Raw genomic sequence first — 18,392 nt, forward strand, 5'->3', positions numbered from 1 at the left:
GTTTTAATGTTTTTATTTCTTACTGTTTCTTTACATTAAATGAACCTGAAGTCACATTAACTGTATCATTCTCATCATCTTGATTTCGAGCTTCGAAAAAGAAAGTTCCTTTTACATATTCGCCTTCGTCTTCAGATACTTGAATTTCTCCTACAAGTCCGCCTCCTTCAAAAGGAGCAACCCAAGTAGTTGTCTCTGAGTTTTGCGGATTGTTCATATCTACATCTATTTCTATATAAGATGCAGAAATCATTACGTTTCCTTCATCACCATTAATCTCATAAGTTCCTGGACCTTCGTAAACGCTATGCATCATTAAATGAACAGCTCGACCGTCAGCATCATTCCCTTGAATAACCAGAGATGTTGTTCCTCCTGCTTCTACTAAAGATGCAAATGAGGTCATGCTTAAAGAGTTAAAAGCACTACCATTTACACTAGCTTCTATCGTGCCTTCTGCGGCAGACCCTCCAGAACCACCATCGTCGCTACTACTACAACTAACCAAAAAGGTTAAGCTCAAACATAAATAAAGTAATTTTTTCATGGTTTTTATATTTATTGGTTTATGGTTTCAAAAGTAGACGGAAGATTAACTTATAACAATAGGGCAATTGCCCTAAAAAAATAAACCGAGAAAAATCTCGGTTTAATGGTTGAAGTTGACTTCATTTTATAAAAGTCTGCTGATTTAAAAAATTACCCCTAAAATTAAAAAGCATTTCTTCAATTCAAACTTATAAGAAAAAAGTTACTTATAGAATAGGGCAATTGCCTTATAATTAGAAAGTGATGTGGGAATATTTCTTCCGAATAGCTGTTTTTTGCTTTTCTAGATCTGCCAAAAACTTCTGATATTGCTCAGTCTCTGGATTAAAAACTTTATGTAATAAACCTTTCTGGATACTATCGATCTGCTTTAAATCTTGTTCTATATTAAGATCAAACCAAGTAGTTTTGAATTTTTCCCAAATGTAATCGATAGCCAATTGATTAGGATGCAATAAATCTGCTGCATAAAAACGATAATCGCGTAACTCATCCAACAGCAACTCATAGCTTGGAAAATAACCCATCTCAGCATTTTCTTTGATTAGTTGATGAACAGCTACCACCAAATTGGCTTTACTCTGCTGGTTTTCGACAAAACCATCTTTAAGGTGTCGCACAGGAGAAACCGTAAAAACTACTTTTGCTTGCGGGTTGATTTGATGAATGTTTACACTCATTCGCTTTAAACTTTCGCGGATATTTTCGCTCGAGATCAATTCTTTTTGAAATTCCGATTGCGGAATTTTATGACAATTGGCCACATATTGCCTTTTCTCCTTATGAGAATACACCCAAGAAGTCCCCAAGGTAATAAAAACATGAGTGCTTTCTTTTAGAAAATTTTGAGTTAGCTCTAATTGCGTTTGAAGGTTTTTAAAGACCACTTCTTTATCTACACCATTGTGTTTAGAATGTGCATCTAATGAAAGCCAAACTTCGTTATGACGAAGTAAACTTTCTTCATCAAAAGTTTTATTTTCGACCACAAAGTCAATGAATTTTTCGATACCGTACGGATGAAACAAAATCCCAAACGGATTTTGAAGAGTTTGAAATTTAAAATAATCAAATTTTGCTCCTATATTTTCCGAAAAACAAGAACCAAGCAAGAGAATTTTAGAATCCAAATTAATTTTTGGCTGTTCTTCCTTTATAGGTATTTGAGTAGATAGCTTCAATTAGTCTAAATATTTTAAAACATCTTCATTGGCTTTGGCAATTCCTGCAGGATTTTTTCCGCCAGCTGTAGCGAAAAAAGCTTGACCGCCGCCACCGCCTTGAATGTGTTTACCCATTTCTCGAACAATTGTTCCTGCATTCAAACTTTTTTGTTCTGCTAAATCTTTAGAAATATAACAAGTCAACAACGCTTTACCATCGACATCAGCACTTAGAAAAACAAACAAATTGTCGACTTCTCCACCCAACTGAAAGCAGATATCTTTCATTGCATTAGCATCTACATCTACTTGTTGCACCAAATAGTTTACACCATTTTTTTCTTGGATGTTGTTTTTCAGGTTTACTTTTAAACCTTGTGCTTTTTCACTTAAAAGTTTTTCTATTTCCTTTTTTAACTGATTGTTTTCATCCTGTAATTGAGCAACCGATTTGATAGGTTCTTTAGATTTCAGCAAACTTTTTAAAGCATCAAAGCTTTTGCTCTGTTGGGTTAAAAATTCTTTAGCTGTTTCGCCTGTTATGGCTTCGATACGACGTATTCCAGAAGCAACAGCTGTTTCATTAGTGATGATAAAATGCCAAATATCATTGGTGTTTTTTACGTGTGTTCCTCCACAAAGTTCTACAGAGTCACCAAAACCAATAGTTCTTACAGCATCACCATATTTTTCCCCAAAAAGGGCAATCGCTCCGTTTTCTATCGCTTCTTCGTAAGGAATATTTCTTTTTTCTTCCAACGGAAGTTGCTCTCTAATTCTCGCATTCACAAAACGTTCTACTTCTTGTAATTCTTCATCGCTTACTTTAGCAAAATGAGAAAAATCGAAACGTAAATAATCGCTATTTACCATCGAACCTTTTTGCTCGACGTGTTTTCCCAAAACGGTTCTCAGAGCTTGATGCAACAAATGCGTCGCCGAGTGATTAGAAGCAGTTAGTTTACGCGAATTTTCATCTACCACCGCTTTAAAAGTTCCGTTAAGGTCTTTAGGTAAATTTTTGGCGAAGTGTAAAATCAGGTTGTTTTCTTTTTTGGTATCGATAATGTAGGTCATATTTCCGTTGGCCGCTTCAATAAAACCTTTATCACCAACTTGACCTCCACCTTCTGGGTAGAATGGAGTTAGATTAAACACCAACTGGTATAAATTACCTTGCTTTTTGGTCGTGATCTTTCTGTATTTGGTAATTCTTACGTTAACTTCTGTGCGATCATAACCCACAAACTCTTCAACCTCATCATCTATTAAAATCTGCCAATCTTCGGTGGTGGTTTTGGAAGCATCCCGCGAACGTTCTTTTTGTTTTTGTAATTCTTTCTCAAAACCTTCATAATCGAGTTGCATATTTTTTTCACTCAGAATGAGCGAGGTTAAATCTATCGGAAATCCATAAGTATCATACAATTCAAAAGCTTTTTTTCCCGAAAGGGTTTTTTCTTTAGTATTTGCCGTCATGCTCTCTAACAAAACCAAGCCTTGCTCTAGCGTACGTAAAAAAGAATTCTCTTCTTCTTTGATGACATTTTCACAGATATTTTTTTGCTTCTGAAGCTCAGGAAACTGCTCTCCCATTTGTTCTACTAAAGTCGAAACTAATTTATAGATAAACGGCTTTCGTGTACCGAGAAAAGTATAACCATAACGAATCGCTCGACGTAAAATTCTTCTTATCACATATCCAGCTCCGTTGTTACTTGGCAGTTGTCCGTCTGCAATCGCAAAAGTTACTGCACGAACGTGATCGGCAACTACACGAATCGCAATAGCTGTTTTTTCATCTTTATCATAATCCGTTTTGGTAATGGTTTCGATTTCTCTAATAAGTGGCGTAAAAACATCGGTATCATAATTAGACTGTTTGTCTTGTAATACCATACAAAGTCGCTCAAACCCCATTCCGGTATCGATATGCTTGTTGGGCAATTCTTCTAATTTTCCATTGGCAAGACGGTTGTATTGCATAAAAACCAAATTCCAGATTTCTACCACTTGCGGATGGTCTTGATTAACCAAATCCCTACCTGAAATTTTCTTTTTTTCTTCGTCACTTCTGATATCTACATGAATTTCTGAACAAGACCCGCAAGGTCCTTGATCACCCATTTCCCAAAAGTTGTCTTTTTTATTTCCGTAAAGAATTTTTTCTTCCGGAACAATAGCTTTCCACAATTCCAACGCTTCTTGATCTACACCTAAGTTATCGTCTTTATCACCTTCAAAAACCGTCACATACAAATCGTCTTTATTGACTTTGTATACCTCCGTCAATAATTCCCAAGCCCAAGAAATAGCTTCTTTTTTAAAATAATCACCAAAACTCCAGTTACCCAACATCTCAAACATGGTGTGATGGTAAGTGTCTTTTCCTACTTCTTCTAAATCGTTGTGCTTTCCGCTTACACGAAGGCATTTTTGGGAGTCAGCAATACGCGAATTTTTTGGCACTGCATTTCCTAAAAAATATTCTTTAAAGGGAGCCATCCCAGAATTCACAAACATCAAGGTGGGATCGTTCTTTAAAACCATAGGTGCAGAAGGAACAATTTGGTGTTTTTTTGACTCAAAAAAGTGTAAGAATTTAGTGCGTATATCGTTAGATTTCATAGGAATTTTAATCGAACTCTTGTTAATATTATGTTACTATTGAAACAATTTCTATATTTGTTAGTCGTTATGTTATTAATTCGAAATTAATAACACGCAAAAATAACATAATTTACTAGAATGTCTAAGGTTAAATATTATTACGATAGCGAAACCCTCTCTTACAAGAAAATTGAAAAGAAAAAAGGGCGTAGAATTGGGTTTATCGCTTTAGGTATTACAGCCTCTTTTCTGGCAGGATTTCTTTTACTCATTATTTACCTCAACATTCCACAAATAGATACACCTAAAGAAAAAGCGTTAAAACGTGAGCTTAAAAACATGCAGGTTCAGTTTGAGGTACTCAACAAAAAAATGAACCAAGCGCAACGTGTTTTGGCAGATGTAGAAACCCGAGACAACGATATTTACCGCGTCTATTTTGAAGCAAGTCCGATTCCAGATGAACAACGAAAAGCTGGTTTTGGAGGGATAAACCGTTACCGCGATTACGATGGTTACGATAATTCGGAACTGATTATTGAAACGCATCGACGTATGGATATTCTTCAAAAGCAAATTGTTGTACAATCAAAATCACTAGATGAAATTATCCGTTTAGCAAAAGAAAAAGAAAAGCTTTTGGCAGCAATTCCTGCAATACAGCCCGTAAAAAACGAAGACCTAAAACGTATGGCTTCGGGTTACGGAATGCGTATGCACCCTATTTTAAAATACCGAAAAATGCACAACGGCATGGATTTTACAGCAAGAACAGGAACCGAAGTTTTCGCCACTGGTGATGCCGTTGTAAAAAAAGCAGAACGCTCTACTGGTTACGGAAATTTGGTCGTGCTTGATCACGGTTTTGGTTACGAAACCTACTATGCGCACTTGAGCAGAATCAATGTTCGTCGTGGTCAACGTGTAAAAAGAGGTGAAGTGATTGCCAAAGTAGGAAACACAGGTTTATCTACCGCCTCACACTTACACTATGAAGTACACAAAGATGGTAAAGTAGTCAATCCAATCAACTTTTACCACGGTGATTTAACGGCCGAAGAGTATGATATCATGTTGCACCAATCTTCTTTAGAAAACCAATCTCTTGACTAATGAGAGTAAACCTTCCGGAGAAATTATACTACAGCATTGGCGAAGTTGCCAAAGCTTTTGATGTTAACACTTCACTTATCCGGTATTGGGAAAATGAATTCGACATTCTGAAACCAAAAAAAAATGCCAAAGGCAACCGTAAATTTACTCCCGAAGACATCAAAAACCTAGAGTTTATCTATCATTTGGTTAAAGAACGAGGTTTTACGCTCGAAGGTGCAAAAACACATCTCAAAGAAAAAGGAAGAGAAACACTTGACAACTTTGAGATTGTTCGTAAATTAGAACACATCAAACAAGAACTAATAAAAATAAAAAATCAACTATAAAATTATTGTTATGAAAAAATGGCTTATTCCTGTAATCATACTTGCAGTTATCATCTTTGGAGTTTACCGTTGGGCAGTAGGTTTTAACAACGAAGCTGTTCGCCTTAACGAAAGTGTAAGCGAAGCTTGGGGTAACGTACAAACTTCTTACCAACGTAGAAACGACCTTATCGGAAATTTAGTGAAGACCGTACAAGGTGCTGCAGATTTTGAACGAAACACTTTAAGGGAAGTAATTGAAGCAAGAGCAAAAGCTACCGCTACCAACATCAACCCAGAAAATATAACACCAGAGCAGTTAGAGCAATTCAACCAAGCTCAAGGCGGATTATCTTCAGCACTCTCGAGATTACTGGTTTCGGTAGAACGTTATCCAGAATTAAAGGCTAATCAAAACTTTTTGAAACTACAAGACGAACTTACCAGCACGGAAAACACGATACAAACTGCTAGAATACGCTATAACGAAGCGATAAAACCTTACAACAACCACGTGAAAACTTTTCCAAATTCAGTTTTGGCAGGAATGTTTGGTTTTGAAGGAAAACCTTATTTCGATTCAGAACCTGGAGCAGAAAAACCGGTTGACGTAGAATTTGATTTTTAATAAAAGTTATGGGTAAAATAGAAGATTTCTTGACTCCAACCGAAGAACAGGAAATCATTACCGCTATAAGAAATGCTGAAGAGAACACTTCGGGAGAAATACGGGTGCATATCGAAAACCACTGTGAAACAACACTTGAGTCACGCACCAAAGAAGTTTTTCATTACCTCAAAATGGATAATACCAAACTTCAAAATGGTGTCTTGATTTATGTGGCGGTAAACGATAAGAAATTTTATATCTATGGCGATAAAGGCATCAACGATGCTGTTACCGACGATTTTTGGGAATCTACCAAAGAGGTGATGCAAAACCATTTTAGGCACGGTCATTTTAAACAAGGTTTGGTCGAAGGAATAGAAAAAGCAGGTCTCGAATTACAAAAATATTTTCCTTGGGATCATAGCGATATCAATGAACTTCCTAATACGATTTCTAAAGAAAACAATGCAAAATAAGTTCTTAAAAATAATATTGAAGTCAAGTCTGTTTTTGCTTTTGTTGCTTTCGCAGCAAATTGTTTTTGGGCAGTATAATATTCCTGGTGTCCCAAAAAAGCAAACTAGTGTTTATGATTATATCGATTTACTCACACCGTCACAAAAAACTGCTTTAGAAGAAAAACTCATTCGCTATTCGGATACGACCTCTACCCAAATTGTCGTGAGTATCATCAGTACTACCAAAGGTGAAAACATTGGCTTATTAGCTCCGCGTTGGGGACACAAGTGGGGAATCGGGCAAGAAAAAGAAGACAATGGTGTTTTTATTTTACTCGCTAAAGACGATCGGGATATCTGGATTTCTCCTGGTTATGGTGTTGAACATAAACTTACCGCAGGCATCAACGGAGAACTCATCAGAAATGTGATTATTCCTGAATTTAAAAAAGGAGATTATTACGCTGGTTTAGATAAAGGTACCAATGCTATTTTTGAAGTTTTAAAAGGAACTTACAAAGGATCTCGAAAGGCCAACAAAAAACCAAGTTATACTTCTTACGAAATTATATTTAAGCTTCTTTTTTACGGGTTTATCATCCTTATCATTATTTTATCTGTCATTAGAAGAAACCGTAACGATGACGATGACAATAGCAAAGGTAACCGAAGCACTTTAGGGACTGTTTTAGATGCACTTATTTTAAGCAATATGGGTCGAGGTAGTTTTGGAGGCGGAAGAAGCTCTGGCGGTTTTGGCAGCGGAGGCTTTGGGGGTGGCTTTGGAGGCGGTTTTGGCGGTGGCGGATTCTCTGGTGGTGGCGCTGGCGGAAGTTGGTAGCCTTCTTCTTAATTTTTTATTAATTTCACATATCAACTGTCTTTTTTTAAGAATTTATTGAGAAATTCTATTATATTTTTATTAAAGTTTATCGATTTCATAACAGTCTATTTTTAGATTTCGTAATTTTAGAATACTAAAAACAAAAAATCTAACTCTTATGACTACTAATTTAAACCACGAAAATCTAATGATAAATGAAGTGTCATACAAGTTTCAAAGAAAGTCTAACAACTTGATGGAATGGATGTCAAAAGTGATAAAAAGTGATTATTACCACACATTACAAGGCAACGCTCAACAATAATTAAAACACCATAAAAGACCATAATTTTTTATGTGCTATAAAAGAAAAATCCACTTGCAGAACAAGTGGATTTTTTTTACATTCTTCTGAAACGCATTCCTCCTCTTGGAGATTTATTGCCCGCAAACTTACTGAGCTTATATGTAAAGCTAAACATTACATATTGCTCTAAAACCAAACTCTCTTGGTCTTGGATGTAATCTTCACCTGTTCTTCTTACAACTCCTGTGTTTTCGTTAAGCACATCAAAGACCTTTACTTTTATAATACCATCTTCTCCAAAAACCTTATAACCCAAACTCATATTCCACAATACATAATTGTTTTTAAAGCCTGGCGCTACATTTCCTAAGTATTGGTAGGTAATATCATTTCCGAAAACAAAATTCTTTGGCCAATAACTCGTTATTTCTGTCGTTACCGTATGATTGATAAATTCCTCTGTTCTATCGTTCAGACTATAATTGGTTTGGTTGAAAGAAAAATCATAATTAGGTTCGATGGTAATCTTGTCTGGAATATCATACTGAAAACCAATGTTTGGTGTAAGACTTAAGTTCTTAGAATCAAATTGTACCGCGTTTGAAAACCCAACATTTTTTGAATAATTGGCATTGATCCCCGGACTTAGACGAAAAGTGCTTTCATCTTTAAATTTAAACGATCGGTCGATGCTAAAACCACCGTAAAAGTTATACGCTCCATCAACATTGGTGTAAGTGGTTGTTCTTACCAAATCTTCATCTGTTGTGGTGATAGAAACAACCTGGTCTTGGTAAAAGCTTCCGCCAAGGTAACTGTAGAAACCAGATTTACTCTTAAAATCATAATTATTGAAATTGGCATACAAATTATGATTGAGCGTAGGTCGTAAATTAGGATTACCCGTAACAATATTCAGCGGATTGGTCGTATTCTGTACTGGTTGCAACTGACTGATACTTGGAACATTCCAGTTGCTTCGGTAATTGGCATACATCGATTTGGTCTGATTGATTCGGTAATGCGCAAAAACCCTAGAATAAAAATTGGTAAATGTGTTATCAAATTCCGCATCTGCAAAGACATTTTCGTTTACCAATCTGATGTTCTGGATACCAGCATTTGTGCCTAACCTAAGTTTTTTTCCAGTATAACTCAAACCAACTGAGGGTCGATGTTCAAAAGTTTCGGAGTAAAATTCGCTACTTAAATTGTTGTTTAAATTATCATAGCCTTCGGAAGTCAAATCTTTATCATAAACCAACCTACTGTTGTGACGATTTTCTTTCGTATACATATAATCAAACTCCAATTGCAAACTATCGGTGAGCGAAAAACGAGAATCAAATTCTATTTCGTAAGTGTCTTGCCTACCTTCTTCGGTGATGAATTGGTCTTGAATTTCTTCATCTTCTAAAACACCGTTACTGTAGGTTCTTCGGTTCGAAAACAAAAACTCTTCTTCATCTGAATTGTTATGCGAATTATTAAACCCAAGCCTTAAAAAACTCTTGCGTTTTCCTATTTTTCTAGTCACATCCAATCGGTTACTAAAGTTGAGGCTATTTACTTCAGAATCTCTAAAAGTTTCTGCATCGTTTATTGGTGTTCCGTCTTCTTCAAACGATTCGGTAAAAGAGTCACTGTTAGAAAAACCATCATTATAGGTAATATTTGGTCGGAAATCAATTCGCGTAAGCGTGTCGAGTTCTACTTCAAAACCCAATCGTAAACGGTGATTGTCGTTTTCTCTATTCGAACCTGACTCTGAATTATTAAAATACCTTCGGTCTGGCAAAATATTTTCCCGTTCAATTTTAGTTTCGGTCACATTATCTGCTCGATTAAAAAAGTAATTGACATCCAATTCTGTATTGTCATTCCACTCGTTGGTGAAATTAAAACCAGCATTATCCGACTTGGTCACTCCACTTCCACCGCCAAAACTATTTCCGTTAATCGAAAAAGCACCGCTAGAATTTCGAGTAATCGAATAGGCGTTTCTTCCCATCGCATCAAAAACCTCATCAAAACTAAACCCAGAAGAGTTGATGTTATTAGAGCTTGCCAACAAACTTACCCGCATTTCATCTTTAAAATAGTTGGCAATTCCGCTGAGTTCATAACGCTCGTTAGTTCCAGCTCCAGCGGTTAAGCGCGAGAAAAAACCTTTGTTTTTATCTTCTTCTATGGTAATGTTAATGGTTTTATTTTCTGAATCACCTTCTTCCCCAGTAAATTCTTGTGATTTGGTTTTGGTATCGACCACCTGAATTTTATTGATGATTTCTTTGGGTAAATTTTTGGTTGCCACTAACGGATCGTCACCAAAAAATTCTTTTCCGTTCACCAAAATTCGAGAAACCGGTTTTCCGTTCACGGTAATTTTACCTTCGGTATCTACTTTTACCCCAGGTAGCTTTTTGAGTACTTCTTCGAGGTTGGCATCGTCTTTTGTTTTGAAAGAAGCTGCATTAAATTCCAAAGTATCTGTCTTGATGGTTACTGGAGCTCTCGTTCCTTTTACAACTACTTCGTCGAGCGTGTTGTCGTCGATAACAAGGTTAAGATTTCCGAGTTCTACTGTTTTACTTTGTGAAAAATCGATTTCTTTTTTTAAGGTTTGAAAACCTGTGTACGAGACAAAAAGATTGACCAAATTTTCTGAAGTTTTTCCTTCTACTGTAAAATTTCCGTTTCTATCGGTAATGGTATAATCTACCAACGTGCTGTCTTTGGTCTCGACATAAACCGTAGCCGACTCTAAAGCGATTTGACTTTCGTCGGAAATTTTACCAGTAATTTTATAATCTTGAGCAAAACTTGTGGCTGTAAAGAAAAGTACAGCGAACCATTGGAGTAAATGAAATTTCTTCAAAATAGAAATGAATTTTTGTTAGTTTACATATATAATAGACTAACAAACCTCAAAAAAGTTGCATTAAACCTTAGAAAATTTGGTAATTACTTGATGAACAAAAAATAAAGTTGGAGCAATAAATAACAGAAATAAGGGGTTATTAGTTTCGTAAAACAAAAAACTAAAACCAAGTAAAATGAATATAAAGACAATAATTTTAATCATCAGTTTTTACTTTTTCCGCATATAAACTGAAATCGGAACTCCGGTAAACCCAAAATGTTGACGTAGTTTGTTTTCGAGGAATCGCTTATAAGGATCTCTCACGTATTGTGGTAAGTTACAGAAAAAAGCAAATTGCGGTTGTGGTGTTGGCAATTGGGTAATAAATTTGATTTTAACGTATTTCCCTTTATAGGCTGGCGGCGGATTTCCTTGAATAATCGGTAACAAAACATCATTCAATTCTCTGGTTTTAATGCGTTTACTACGGTTTTCGTAAACTTCAACTGCCGTTTCTATCGCTTTAAAAATACGTTGTTTGTTCAACACCGAAATAAACACAATCGGCACATCGGTAAAAGGCTCTATTTCTTTACGGATGTGCGCTTCAAATTCTTTCATGGTATTAGTTTCTTTTTCTACCAAATCCCATTTATTGATTAGAATGACAATTCCTTTTCTGTTGCGTTGTGCTAACCAAAATATATTTTGCACTTGGGCATCAAAACCTCTAGTAGCATCAACAATTAAAATACAAACATCTGCATGCTCGATAGCTCTTACACTTCGCATCACCGAGTAGAACTCGATATCTTCTTTTACCTTCGATTTTCTTCTAATCCCTGCGGTATCGACAAGGTTAAATTCAAACCCAAAACGGTTGTATTTGGTATCGATAGAATCCCTAGTAGTTCCTGCAATATCGGTCACAATATATCTTTCTTCGCCAATCAACGCATTGATAAAAGAAGATTTTCCTGCATTTGGTCTTCCTACTACAGCAAACCTCGGCAGAACTTCTTCTTCCTTTTCTTCTTTTTCTGGTAGAGCTAACACCAAAGCATCGAGCAGTTCACCTGTTCCGCTACCGTTAATACCAGCAATCGTAAAATATTCGCCTAAACCAAGACTATAAAACTCCATCGCATCTTGAGATTTTTGTGCAGTATCAACTTTGTTGACTGCCAAAAAAACAGGTTTTTCTATTTTACGAAGTAATTTTGCCACATCTTCATCCATTGGCGTAATGCCTTCTTCAACATCAACCATAAAAATAATCGCATCGGCTTCGTCTATGGCCAGTTCTACTTGTTTATCGATTTCGGCTTCAAAAACATCGTCGCTACCAATCACATAACCTCCAGTGTCAATCACCGAAAACTCACGCCCATTCCAATCGGTTTTTCCGTAATGGCGATCACGGGTTACACCACTCACCGAATCTACAATCGCTTCTCGTCGTTGTATTAAACGATTGAAGAACGTAGATTTTCCTACATTTGGCCTTCCTACAATGGCAACGATATTTCCCATAGTTTTTATTTTGTGTGCGAAATTAGTATTTTTTATTTTTGATTATACCCAAATCGTTTTAATTGTTTTTGGTCACTTCGCCAATTTTTATTGACTTTTACATACAAATCTAAGTGAATTTGCTTTCCGAAAAACTTTTCTAAATCGGCCCTGGCTTCTACTCCTACGCGTTTAATCGCACTTCCTTTATGACCAATAATAATTCCTTTTTGGGTATCTCGCTCGACCATAATCACACTGCGAATACGAATGATTTTTTCGTCTTCAAAAAATTCTTCTGTATCTACCTCAACACTATAAGGAATTTCCTTTTTGTAATGTAATAGGATTTTTTCTCTAATGATTTCGTTAACAAAAAAACGTTCTGGCTTATCAGTTAACGCATCTTTGTCGTAAAACGGAGGTGATTCTGGAAGCAATTCAATAATACGGGTAAAAACTTGGCTTACGCCAAAATTCTCTAAAGCTGAAATTGCAAAAACTTCTGCATTAGGCACTTTTTCTTGCCAAAGTTTTACTTGTGCTTCCACCAATTCTTGATCGCCTTTATCTATTTTGTTGATAAGCAACAATACCGGTATTTTCGAGTTTTTGATTTTATTGAAAAAAGCTTCGTCTTTAAGCTCTTTTTCGCCCAACTCTACTAAATAAATAAGTACATCGGCATCATCGAGTGCAGACTTTACAAAATCCATCATCGAGCTTTGCAATTCGTAAGCAGGCTTGATAATTCCTGGGGTATCGCTAAAAACCGCTTGAAAATCTTCGCCGTTTACAATACCCAAAATACGATGCCTTGTGGTTTGTGCCTTACTGGTAATAATCGATAGGCGTTCCCCTACAAAAGCATTCATTAAGGTAGATTTCCCAACATTGGGATTTCCTACAATATTTACAAAACCTGCTTTATGACTCATTTTCAAAAACTTTGCACAAAGATAGTTTTAAAATGAAAAAGGCTCCCTGAATTTACATAAAACCTTTTCATCTCTACCAATCTAAGAAAAACCCTTTAAGCTTTCCAGTTGTTATTTGACGGATTAATGTCTGTTGTTTGTTGATGCGGATCGATTACTACTTCTTTTACCTTTTTTGAAGTTTCGTAAAAGTGCGTCCATTCGTCACCACGTTGCCATATTTCCACCGGAAGGTTGACGATCTCACTTGAATTGTCATCAAAAGTGATTTTCATTTTTACAGGCATCGGAATTTCTTCTACTTTTTCGATTGTGATGAAAGCACCTTCTTTTTCCTGTACGACTTTCTTAAGTGCCAAATCGATATTTTCTGTTCCGTAGAACCAACCTTTCCAGAACCAAGCTAAGTTTTCGCCAGTGGCATTTTCCATATGGTTAAAGAAATCTGTAGGTTGCGGATGTTTAAACGCCCAAGTCTCGATATATGACTTAAAAGCATAATCAAATCGTTCTGGGCCAATCACATACTCACGGAGCATGATCAAGCCCACAGCTGGTTTATAATACGCGGTGTAACCTAAATTTCTTAAATTGGTCACATCTGGGTAAGTATCGATACCTTCACGGGAATCCATCATTAAATACGGATTGATAATTTGTACCTGACCAATTCTAGATGGATATTCTTGGTTATTAAACGCCAAGGTACTGTAGTGGTTGATAAAGGTATTGAAACCTTCGTCCATCCAGGCATAACGTCTTTCGTTACTCCCCACAATCATCGGGAACCAATTGTGCCCATATTCGTGATCGGTAACTCCCCAAAGTGAAGCTCCTTTAGCTTTCCATCCGCAAAAGCTTAGTCCGGGATATTCCATTCCACCAACATCAGCCGCGACGTTTGTAGCTACATTATATGGATATTCGTAATAATTGTCTGAATAAAATTTGATGGAAGCTTGCGTATATTCTGTCGAGCGTGACCAAGCGTCTTTACCATCACTTTCTTTTGGGTAAACCGATTGACCAAGAACGGCTCTTCCTGTATTTAAGTTGATTTTTGCAGCATCCCAAATAAATGCTTTTGAGGAAGCGAAGGCTACATCTCTGGTATTTTCCATTTTAAAATGCCAAGTTAATGTCCCGCTATTTTTCTTATAAATAGCTTTTTTTCCTACTTCGCTAGGTTTTACCAAATAGACGGTTTTGTCACTTTCGTGGGCATCTTCCCAACGGTCATAAACTTTATCAGATAAAACTTCTTTTGGGTTTTGCAAAACGCCAGAACCTACGACAATATGATTATATGGGGCAGTTACTTTGTAGTCATAATTTCCGTAATCGACATAAAACTCACCCGCTCCTAAATAAGGCTCTGTATTCCAACCAACGACATCGTCAAAAACTGCAACTTTAGGAAACCATTGTGCCAAAGCATAAATAGTTCCTTGTTCGACATCAAGTCTTCCCATTCTATCCATTCCTTTTACAGGAATTTTATAAGCAAAACCCATCGAAATGATTGCTTTTCCGCCTTGAGCTTTTACAGGTTCTGCTAATCGAACTTGCATTCTGGTATCGGTAATTACATAATCGGTTGAATTTTTACCACCAGATTCAGCACTAAAATTCTTGATCGTGTAACCGCCTTCAACATCACCGTTATAACGATTGCCTTGCACTGGCGTTGTTAGCGTACCCCGAGAATCTGGTGTAAACCTGTTCTGCTCGAGATACAACCAAATAAAATCTAATTCTTCTGGGCTGTTATTCGTATACTCAATCTCTATAGATCCTGTAATAGTGTGTCTTTGATCGTCAAGTTGAACCTCGATATTGTAATTGGCACTGTTTTGCCAATATTCCGGACCAGGTTTCCCGGTAGCTGTGCGGTAAACGTTTCCGCGACGGTAAAGTTCTTCTTCAAACTGGTCTTGATTATTTTCTATAGCATCGTTTACTTGTGCTTGCATGAAAAAAGATGCTAAAAAACATCCTAATAAAAAACGAATTTTCATTATAAAATTTTTGAATTTAAGTGAATAAGGGTAACAAATGTAAGTTTTTGTTGGAAATAAAAAAAGCTACCCCAAGAAGAGTAGCTTTTAAAATTTAATGATCTATTTTAATTATTCTAATACTAGCTTAAAAGTATTTACACTATTATTAGTTTGTACGGATAACAAATATAGACCGTTGGCATATTGATTTAAGTTCAATTGGTTTTGACTAATATTTATTTCTCTTTCTAAAATTAATCTTCCAGAGATATTCACTACTCTAAGTTTAATTTCGCCAACTATATTTTCATTAATATCTATGTTTATTATACCATTACTCGGGTTTGGATAAACAGTACTCACAATTTCCATACTTGAGTTTTCTGCAGAAACCACACCGCCAAATTCGTACGCTCCTATATCTCTTGTTCCGTCAAGCATGTAGTTACGCTGATCGTTAAAAGTATCTGCAGAATCTCCTGCATCTATCGCAGGGCTTCCAGCCATTAAAGGTATGGTTTGCATATCTCCACCATTATCTGAAAGTGTGCCTAACATAGCATCAACATCAATCATATCTGTACTTTGAGTTGTTGGAAAAATACTCATATCATCATCTCCGATAAGATTATACCCATTAGATAAAAAAGTACCATTCACATCAAAAGCAGTAACTGCGGTATTGTCCGCAACTATGGTGTTTTTTATTTCTAAAGAAGTGTTGGCATGAATACCTCCTCCTGCATTTGCGGTGTTCATTGCAATAGTAACCGCATTGATAGACATCATATCATCATTATAAACCCCGCCACCATCGGTAGCTGCGGTATTCATAGCAATGGTGCTTCTCATAATCTCCATCATTCCAGTATCATTGTAGATACCACCACCAACTGCTGTGGTAGCTGTGTTATTAGCTATTGTAGAAGCTTCAACATTTAACATACCTCCATTATTAAAGATACCTCCTCCTCCATTTCCTAGGGCAGAATTACCATCAATTGTAGTGGTTGCAACACTCATATCTGAATTCGCTTGATTCCATAAAGCTCCTCCCTCGTTTGCAGCTTCATTAGCTAAAAAGGCTGAACTTGTAATCGCAATAGAAGTTGCCCCGGTAATATGAATTGCTCCTCCGTTTCCTGGCGCTGCTGTTCCTGCTACTCCGTTTACATCATTAGTTGAAAAGAGCGTATTATCAATCAATACCGTACCGTCTATGAACTCTATTGCTCCTCCCGCTCTGTTTGCTGAATTTCCTGTAAACTCCGCATCGGTAATGTTGATTGAGCCAGCAATAGACAAAAGTCCACCTCCAGAACCAGATGTTCCTGTTGCTAAATTATCTATAACCATTACGTTATTTATAAAATTGATGTTCCCTCCATTGTTGAATACGCCACCGCCTCCATGGTCAGGATCGTTTCCGCTAGCCGTATTTCCTTCTATCAGCATTCCATCAATAGTCATATTTCCTGTTCCATTCCAGAGTCCGCCACCTTCAGCATCAGCAATATTATCTACAGCAGATCCACCAGTAATCATACTATTACCAGGACCTGTAATATGCAATCCACCGCCGTTTCCAGGAGAACCACCAGTAGTATTTAAAATAAAATCTACACTGTCTAGTGTCAAAGTATTACCAGCAACAGAATTATCTTCTATCCCACCTCCTGCTCTCATAGATGAATTACCATTTAAGGTCGTGTTAGAAACCGTCAAAATTCCCATATCGTTCAAGATTCCTCCTCCTGAACCTGAAGCTCCATCGGCAATATTTCCATTGATGGTTGCATTGGTCACTGTAAGCGTTCCTCCAGCGTTAAACAAGCCACCTCCACCTTCGTTGGCATTACCACCAGAAGCTGTGTTATTATTTATAGTGGTACCATCTACAGTCATACTCCCTGATCCGTTCCATAGACCTCCACCTTCTAAAGCTGCGGTGTTACCATTTACGTTTCCACCAGTAATCATTACTATACCTGCTCCCGTAACGTGTAAGCCACCACCATTTCCAGGCATGCTACCCGTTGTATTATTAAGTAAATCTAAGTTGGATAAAGTGACAATAGAACCTGAACCAGAATTATCTTCTATTCCACCACCAGCGCGACTAGCTGAATTCCCAGAAATTTCACTATCTGAAATATTTAAAGTTGCCCCTACATCATTTAAGATTCCTCCTCCAGAGCCAGAGGTTCCATCTGCAGTATTGTTAGTAATTTCACTTCCGTTAAGGATAGTTACCGTACCACTTAAATTATATATTCCTCCACCTCCGTTGTCTGCGCTGTCACCAGAAGCTGTATTGTTATTGACAGTAGTGTCATCAACTGTCATCGTTCCTGAACCGTTCCAGAGTGCTCCGCCTTCGCTTGCCGCAATATTTTGATCAAAACTACAAGAATTGATGTCGATGCTTCCTGCTCCTGTAATATGAATCGCACCTCCATTTCCTGGAGCAGCTGTTGCCGGAGAAACTCCAGCATTATTATTATTCATGAGTACATTTAGTAATTCTACACCAACACCTGCACCCGAATTATCTTCAATTCCGCCACCCGCTCTGTTTGCTTGATTGTTGGATATTTCTGAATCAGCTACAATTATTTTTCCTCCGGTGTCTACAAAAATACCACCACCAGAACCAGATGTTCCGTTGGCAATATTGTCTGTAATTTCACAATCGTTTATAGTGACGGTAGCATTGGTGACATACATTGCACCTCCATCATCGTCAACTCCGTTTATTAAGTTAAGATTATTGAGCGTCAAGGATCCAGTGGTTACATTAAAAACCCTTCCGTTGCTATCAGCGTCTATGGTTGTATTAAGCACAGTAGAACCTTGTATGGTCAATGATTTATTGATGACAAGTTCACTATTTAAAGTTACATTGAGTACAGTTACCCCAAAAGTAATTGTCCCTCCAGAAGGTGTATCTATAATCTCTTGACGCAAAGTTCCATCAGAACCATCGTCTGCAGCACTAGTTACCACTTGGGCATTTGTTGTGTTGAAAAATGCAATACATAGAAGAATACCTATTGCATGTGTAATTTTTTTCATAATGTCATAAGTTTTTAGAGTTATAAAAATACTTACGACACTTTTTAAGTAAGAGGATTTTTA

General features: G+C 36.9%; 14 protein-coding genes. 6 read left to right on the forward strand and 8 right to left on the reverse strand.

The window, feature by feature from the left end:
- Positions 1-19: 19 nt before the first annotated feature.
- From DNG35_RS04370 to alaS, 3 genes are all read right to left on the reverse strand, one after another.
- On the reverse strand, positions 20-547 hold the full coding sequence (locus DNG35_RS04370) for a DUF6252 family protein (protein ID WP_111126533.1): 528 nt from the start codon (positions 545-547) through the stop codon (positions 20-22).
- Positions 548-782: 235 nt separating this feature from the next.
- On the reverse strand, positions 783-1,679 hold the full coding sequence (locus DNG35_RS04375) for a GSCFA domain-containing protein (protein WP_233494452.1): 897 nt from the start codon (positions 1,677-1,679) through the stop codon (positions 783-785).
- Positions 1,680-1,730: 51 nt separating this feature from the next.
- Positions 1,731-4,340, reverse strand: a complete 2,610-nt coding sequence (alaS, locus tag DNG35_RS04380; RefSeq protein ID WP_111126535.1) for an alanine--tRNA ligase — start codon at positions 4,338-4,340, stop codon at positions 1,731-1,733.
- Positions 4,341-4,460: 120 nt separating this feature from the next.
- On the opposite strand from alaS, the gene DNG35_RS04385 reads away from it, so the two are divergent.
- The 6 genes from DNG35_RS04385 to DNG35_RS12165 all read left to right on the forward strand — a co-directional run bounded on the left by DNG35_RS04385 (position 4,461) and on the right by DNG35_RS12165 (position 7,959).
- Positions 4,461-5,435 (forward strand): M23 family metallopeptidase, encoded by a 975-nt coding sequence (locus tag DNG35_RS04385; protein ID WP_111126536.1) that lies wholly within the window; start codon positions 4,461-4,463, stop codon positions 5,433-5,435.
- Positions 5,435-5,764: a MerR family transcriptional regulator gene (locus DNG35_RS04390; protein ID WP_111126537.1), complete on the forward strand. Its 330-nt coding sequence runs from the start codon at positions 5,435-5,437 to the stop codon at positions 5,762-5,764. Before DNG35_RS04385 ends, DNG35_RS04390 begins: the two co-directional genes overlap by 1 nt.
- Positions 5,765-5,774: 10 nt before the next feature.
- Positions 5,775-6,371, forward strand: a complete 597-nt coding sequence (locus DNG35_RS04395) for a LemA family protein (protein ID WP_111126538.1) — start codon at positions 5,775-5,777, stop codon at positions 6,369-6,371.
- An 8-nt stretch (positions 6,372-6,379) separates the two neighbouring features.
- Positions 6,380-6,829: a TPM domain-containing protein gene (locus DNG35_RS04400; RefSeq protein WP_111126539.1), complete on the forward strand. Its 450-nt coding sequence runs from the start codon at positions 6,380-6,382 to the stop codon at positions 6,827-6,829.
- On the forward strand, positions 6,819-7,652 hold the full coding sequence (locus DNG35_RS04405; RefSeq protein ID WP_233494453.1) for a YgcG family protein: 834 nt from the start codon (positions 6,819-6,821) through the stop codon (positions 7,650-7,652). The genes DNG35_RS04400 and DNG35_RS04405 overlap by 11 nt, the downstream gene beginning before the upstream one ends.
- Positions 7,653-7,812: 160 nt before the next feature.
- Positions 7,813-7,959 carry a hypothetical protein gene (locus DNG35_RS12165; RefSeq protein WP_158524871.1) on the forward strand — a complete coding sequence of 49 codons (147 nt, stop codon included), beginning with the start codon at positions 7,813-7,815 and terminating at the stop codon, positions 7,957-7,959.
- Between the two features lie 76 nt (positions 7,960-8,035).
- On the opposite strand, the gene DNG35_RS04410 is transcribed toward DNG35_RS12165, so the two are convergent.
- The 5 genes from DNG35_RS04410 to DNG35_RS04430 form a co-directional block, all read right to left on the reverse strand.
- On the reverse strand, positions 8,036-10,819 hold the full coding sequence (locus tag DNG35_RS04410) for an outer membrane beta-barrel protein (RefSeq protein ID WP_111126541.1): 2,784 nt from the start codon (positions 10,817-10,819) through the stop codon (positions 8,036-8,038).
- A 213-nt stretch (positions 10,820-11,032) separates the two neighbouring features.
- Positions 11,033-12,337 (reverse strand): ribosome biogenesis GTPase Der, encoded by a 1,305-nt coding sequence (gene der, locus DNG35_RS04415; protein WP_111126542.1) that lies wholly within the window; start codon positions 12,335-12,337, stop codon positions 11,033-11,035.
- Positions 12,338-12,369: 32 nt separating this feature from the next.
- Complete coding sequence (gene era / locus DNG35_RS04420) at positions 12,370-13,254, reverse strand: GTPase Era (protein ID WP_111126543.1); 885 nt, start codon at positions 13,252-13,254, stop codon at positions 12,370-12,372.
- A gap of 95 nt (positions 13,255-13,349) precedes the next feature.
- On the reverse strand, positions 13,350-15,272 hold the full coding sequence (locus DNG35_RS04425) for a M1 family metallopeptidase (RefSeq protein WP_111126544.1): 1,923 nt from the start codon (positions 15,270-15,272) through the stop codon (positions 13,350-13,352).
- A 111-nt stretch (positions 15,273-15,383) separates the two neighbouring features.
- On the reverse strand, positions 15,384-18,329 hold the full coding sequence (locus DNG35_RS04430) for a choice-of-anchor Q domain-containing protein (protein WP_111126545.1): 2,946 nt from the start codon (positions 18,327-18,329) through the stop codon (positions 15,384-15,386).
- Between the last annotated feature and the right edge of the window lie 63 nt (positions 18,330-18,392).

This window comes from Mesonia sp. K7 (assembly GCF_003233725.1).
In the GTDB taxonomy this organism is placed as follows: domain Bacteria; phylum Bacteroidota; class Bacteroidia; order Flavobacteriales; family Flavobacteriaceae; genus Mesonia.

Coding starts and splice junctions, on each gene's coding strand:
- DNG35_RS04370 (WP_111126533.1), bottom strand. CDS start 547: ATGAAAAAATTACTTTATTTATGTTTGAGCTTAACCTTTTTGGTTAGT.
- alaS (WP_111126535.1), bottom strand. CDS start 4,340: ATGAAATCTAACGATATACGCACTAAATTCTTACACTTTTTTGAGTCA.
- DNG35_RS04385 (WP_111126536.1), top strand. CDS start 4,461: ATGTCTAAGGTTAAATATTATTACGATAGCGAAACCCTCTCTTACAAG.
- DNG35_RS04390 (WP_111126537.1), top strand. CDS start 5,435: ATGAGAGTAAACCTTCCGGAGAAATTATACTACAGCATTGGCGAAGTT.
- DNG35_RS04395 (WP_111126538.1), top strand. CDS start 5,775: ATGAAAAAATGGCTTATTCCTGTAATCATACTTGCAGTTATCATCTTT.
- DNG35_RS04400 (WP_111126539.1), top strand. CDS start 6,380: ATGGGTAAAATAGAAGATTTCTTGACTCCAACCGAAGAACAGGAAATC.
- DNG35_RS04405 (WP_233494453.1), top strand. CDS start 6,819: ATGCAAAATAAGTTCTTAAAAATAATATTGAAGTCAAGTCTGTTTTTG.
- DNG35_RS12165 (WP_158524871.1), top strand. CDS start 7,813: ATGACTACTAATTTAAACCACGAAAATCTAATGATAAATGAAGTGTCA.
- der (WP_111126542.1), bottom strand. CDS start 12,337: ATGGGAAATATCGTTGCCATTGTAGGAAGGCCAAATGTAGGAAAATCT.
- era (WP_111126543.1), bottom strand. CDS start 13,254: ATGAGTCATAAAGCAGGTTTTGTAAATATTGTAGGAAATCCCAATGTT.
- DNG35_RS04425 (WP_111126544.1), bottom strand. CDS start 15,272: ATGAAAATTCGTTTTTTATTAGGATGTTTTTTAGCATCTTTTTTCATG.
- DNG35_RS04430 (WP_111126545.1), bottom strand. CDS start 18,329: ATGAAAAAAATTACACATGCAATAGGTATTCTTCTATGTATTGCATTT.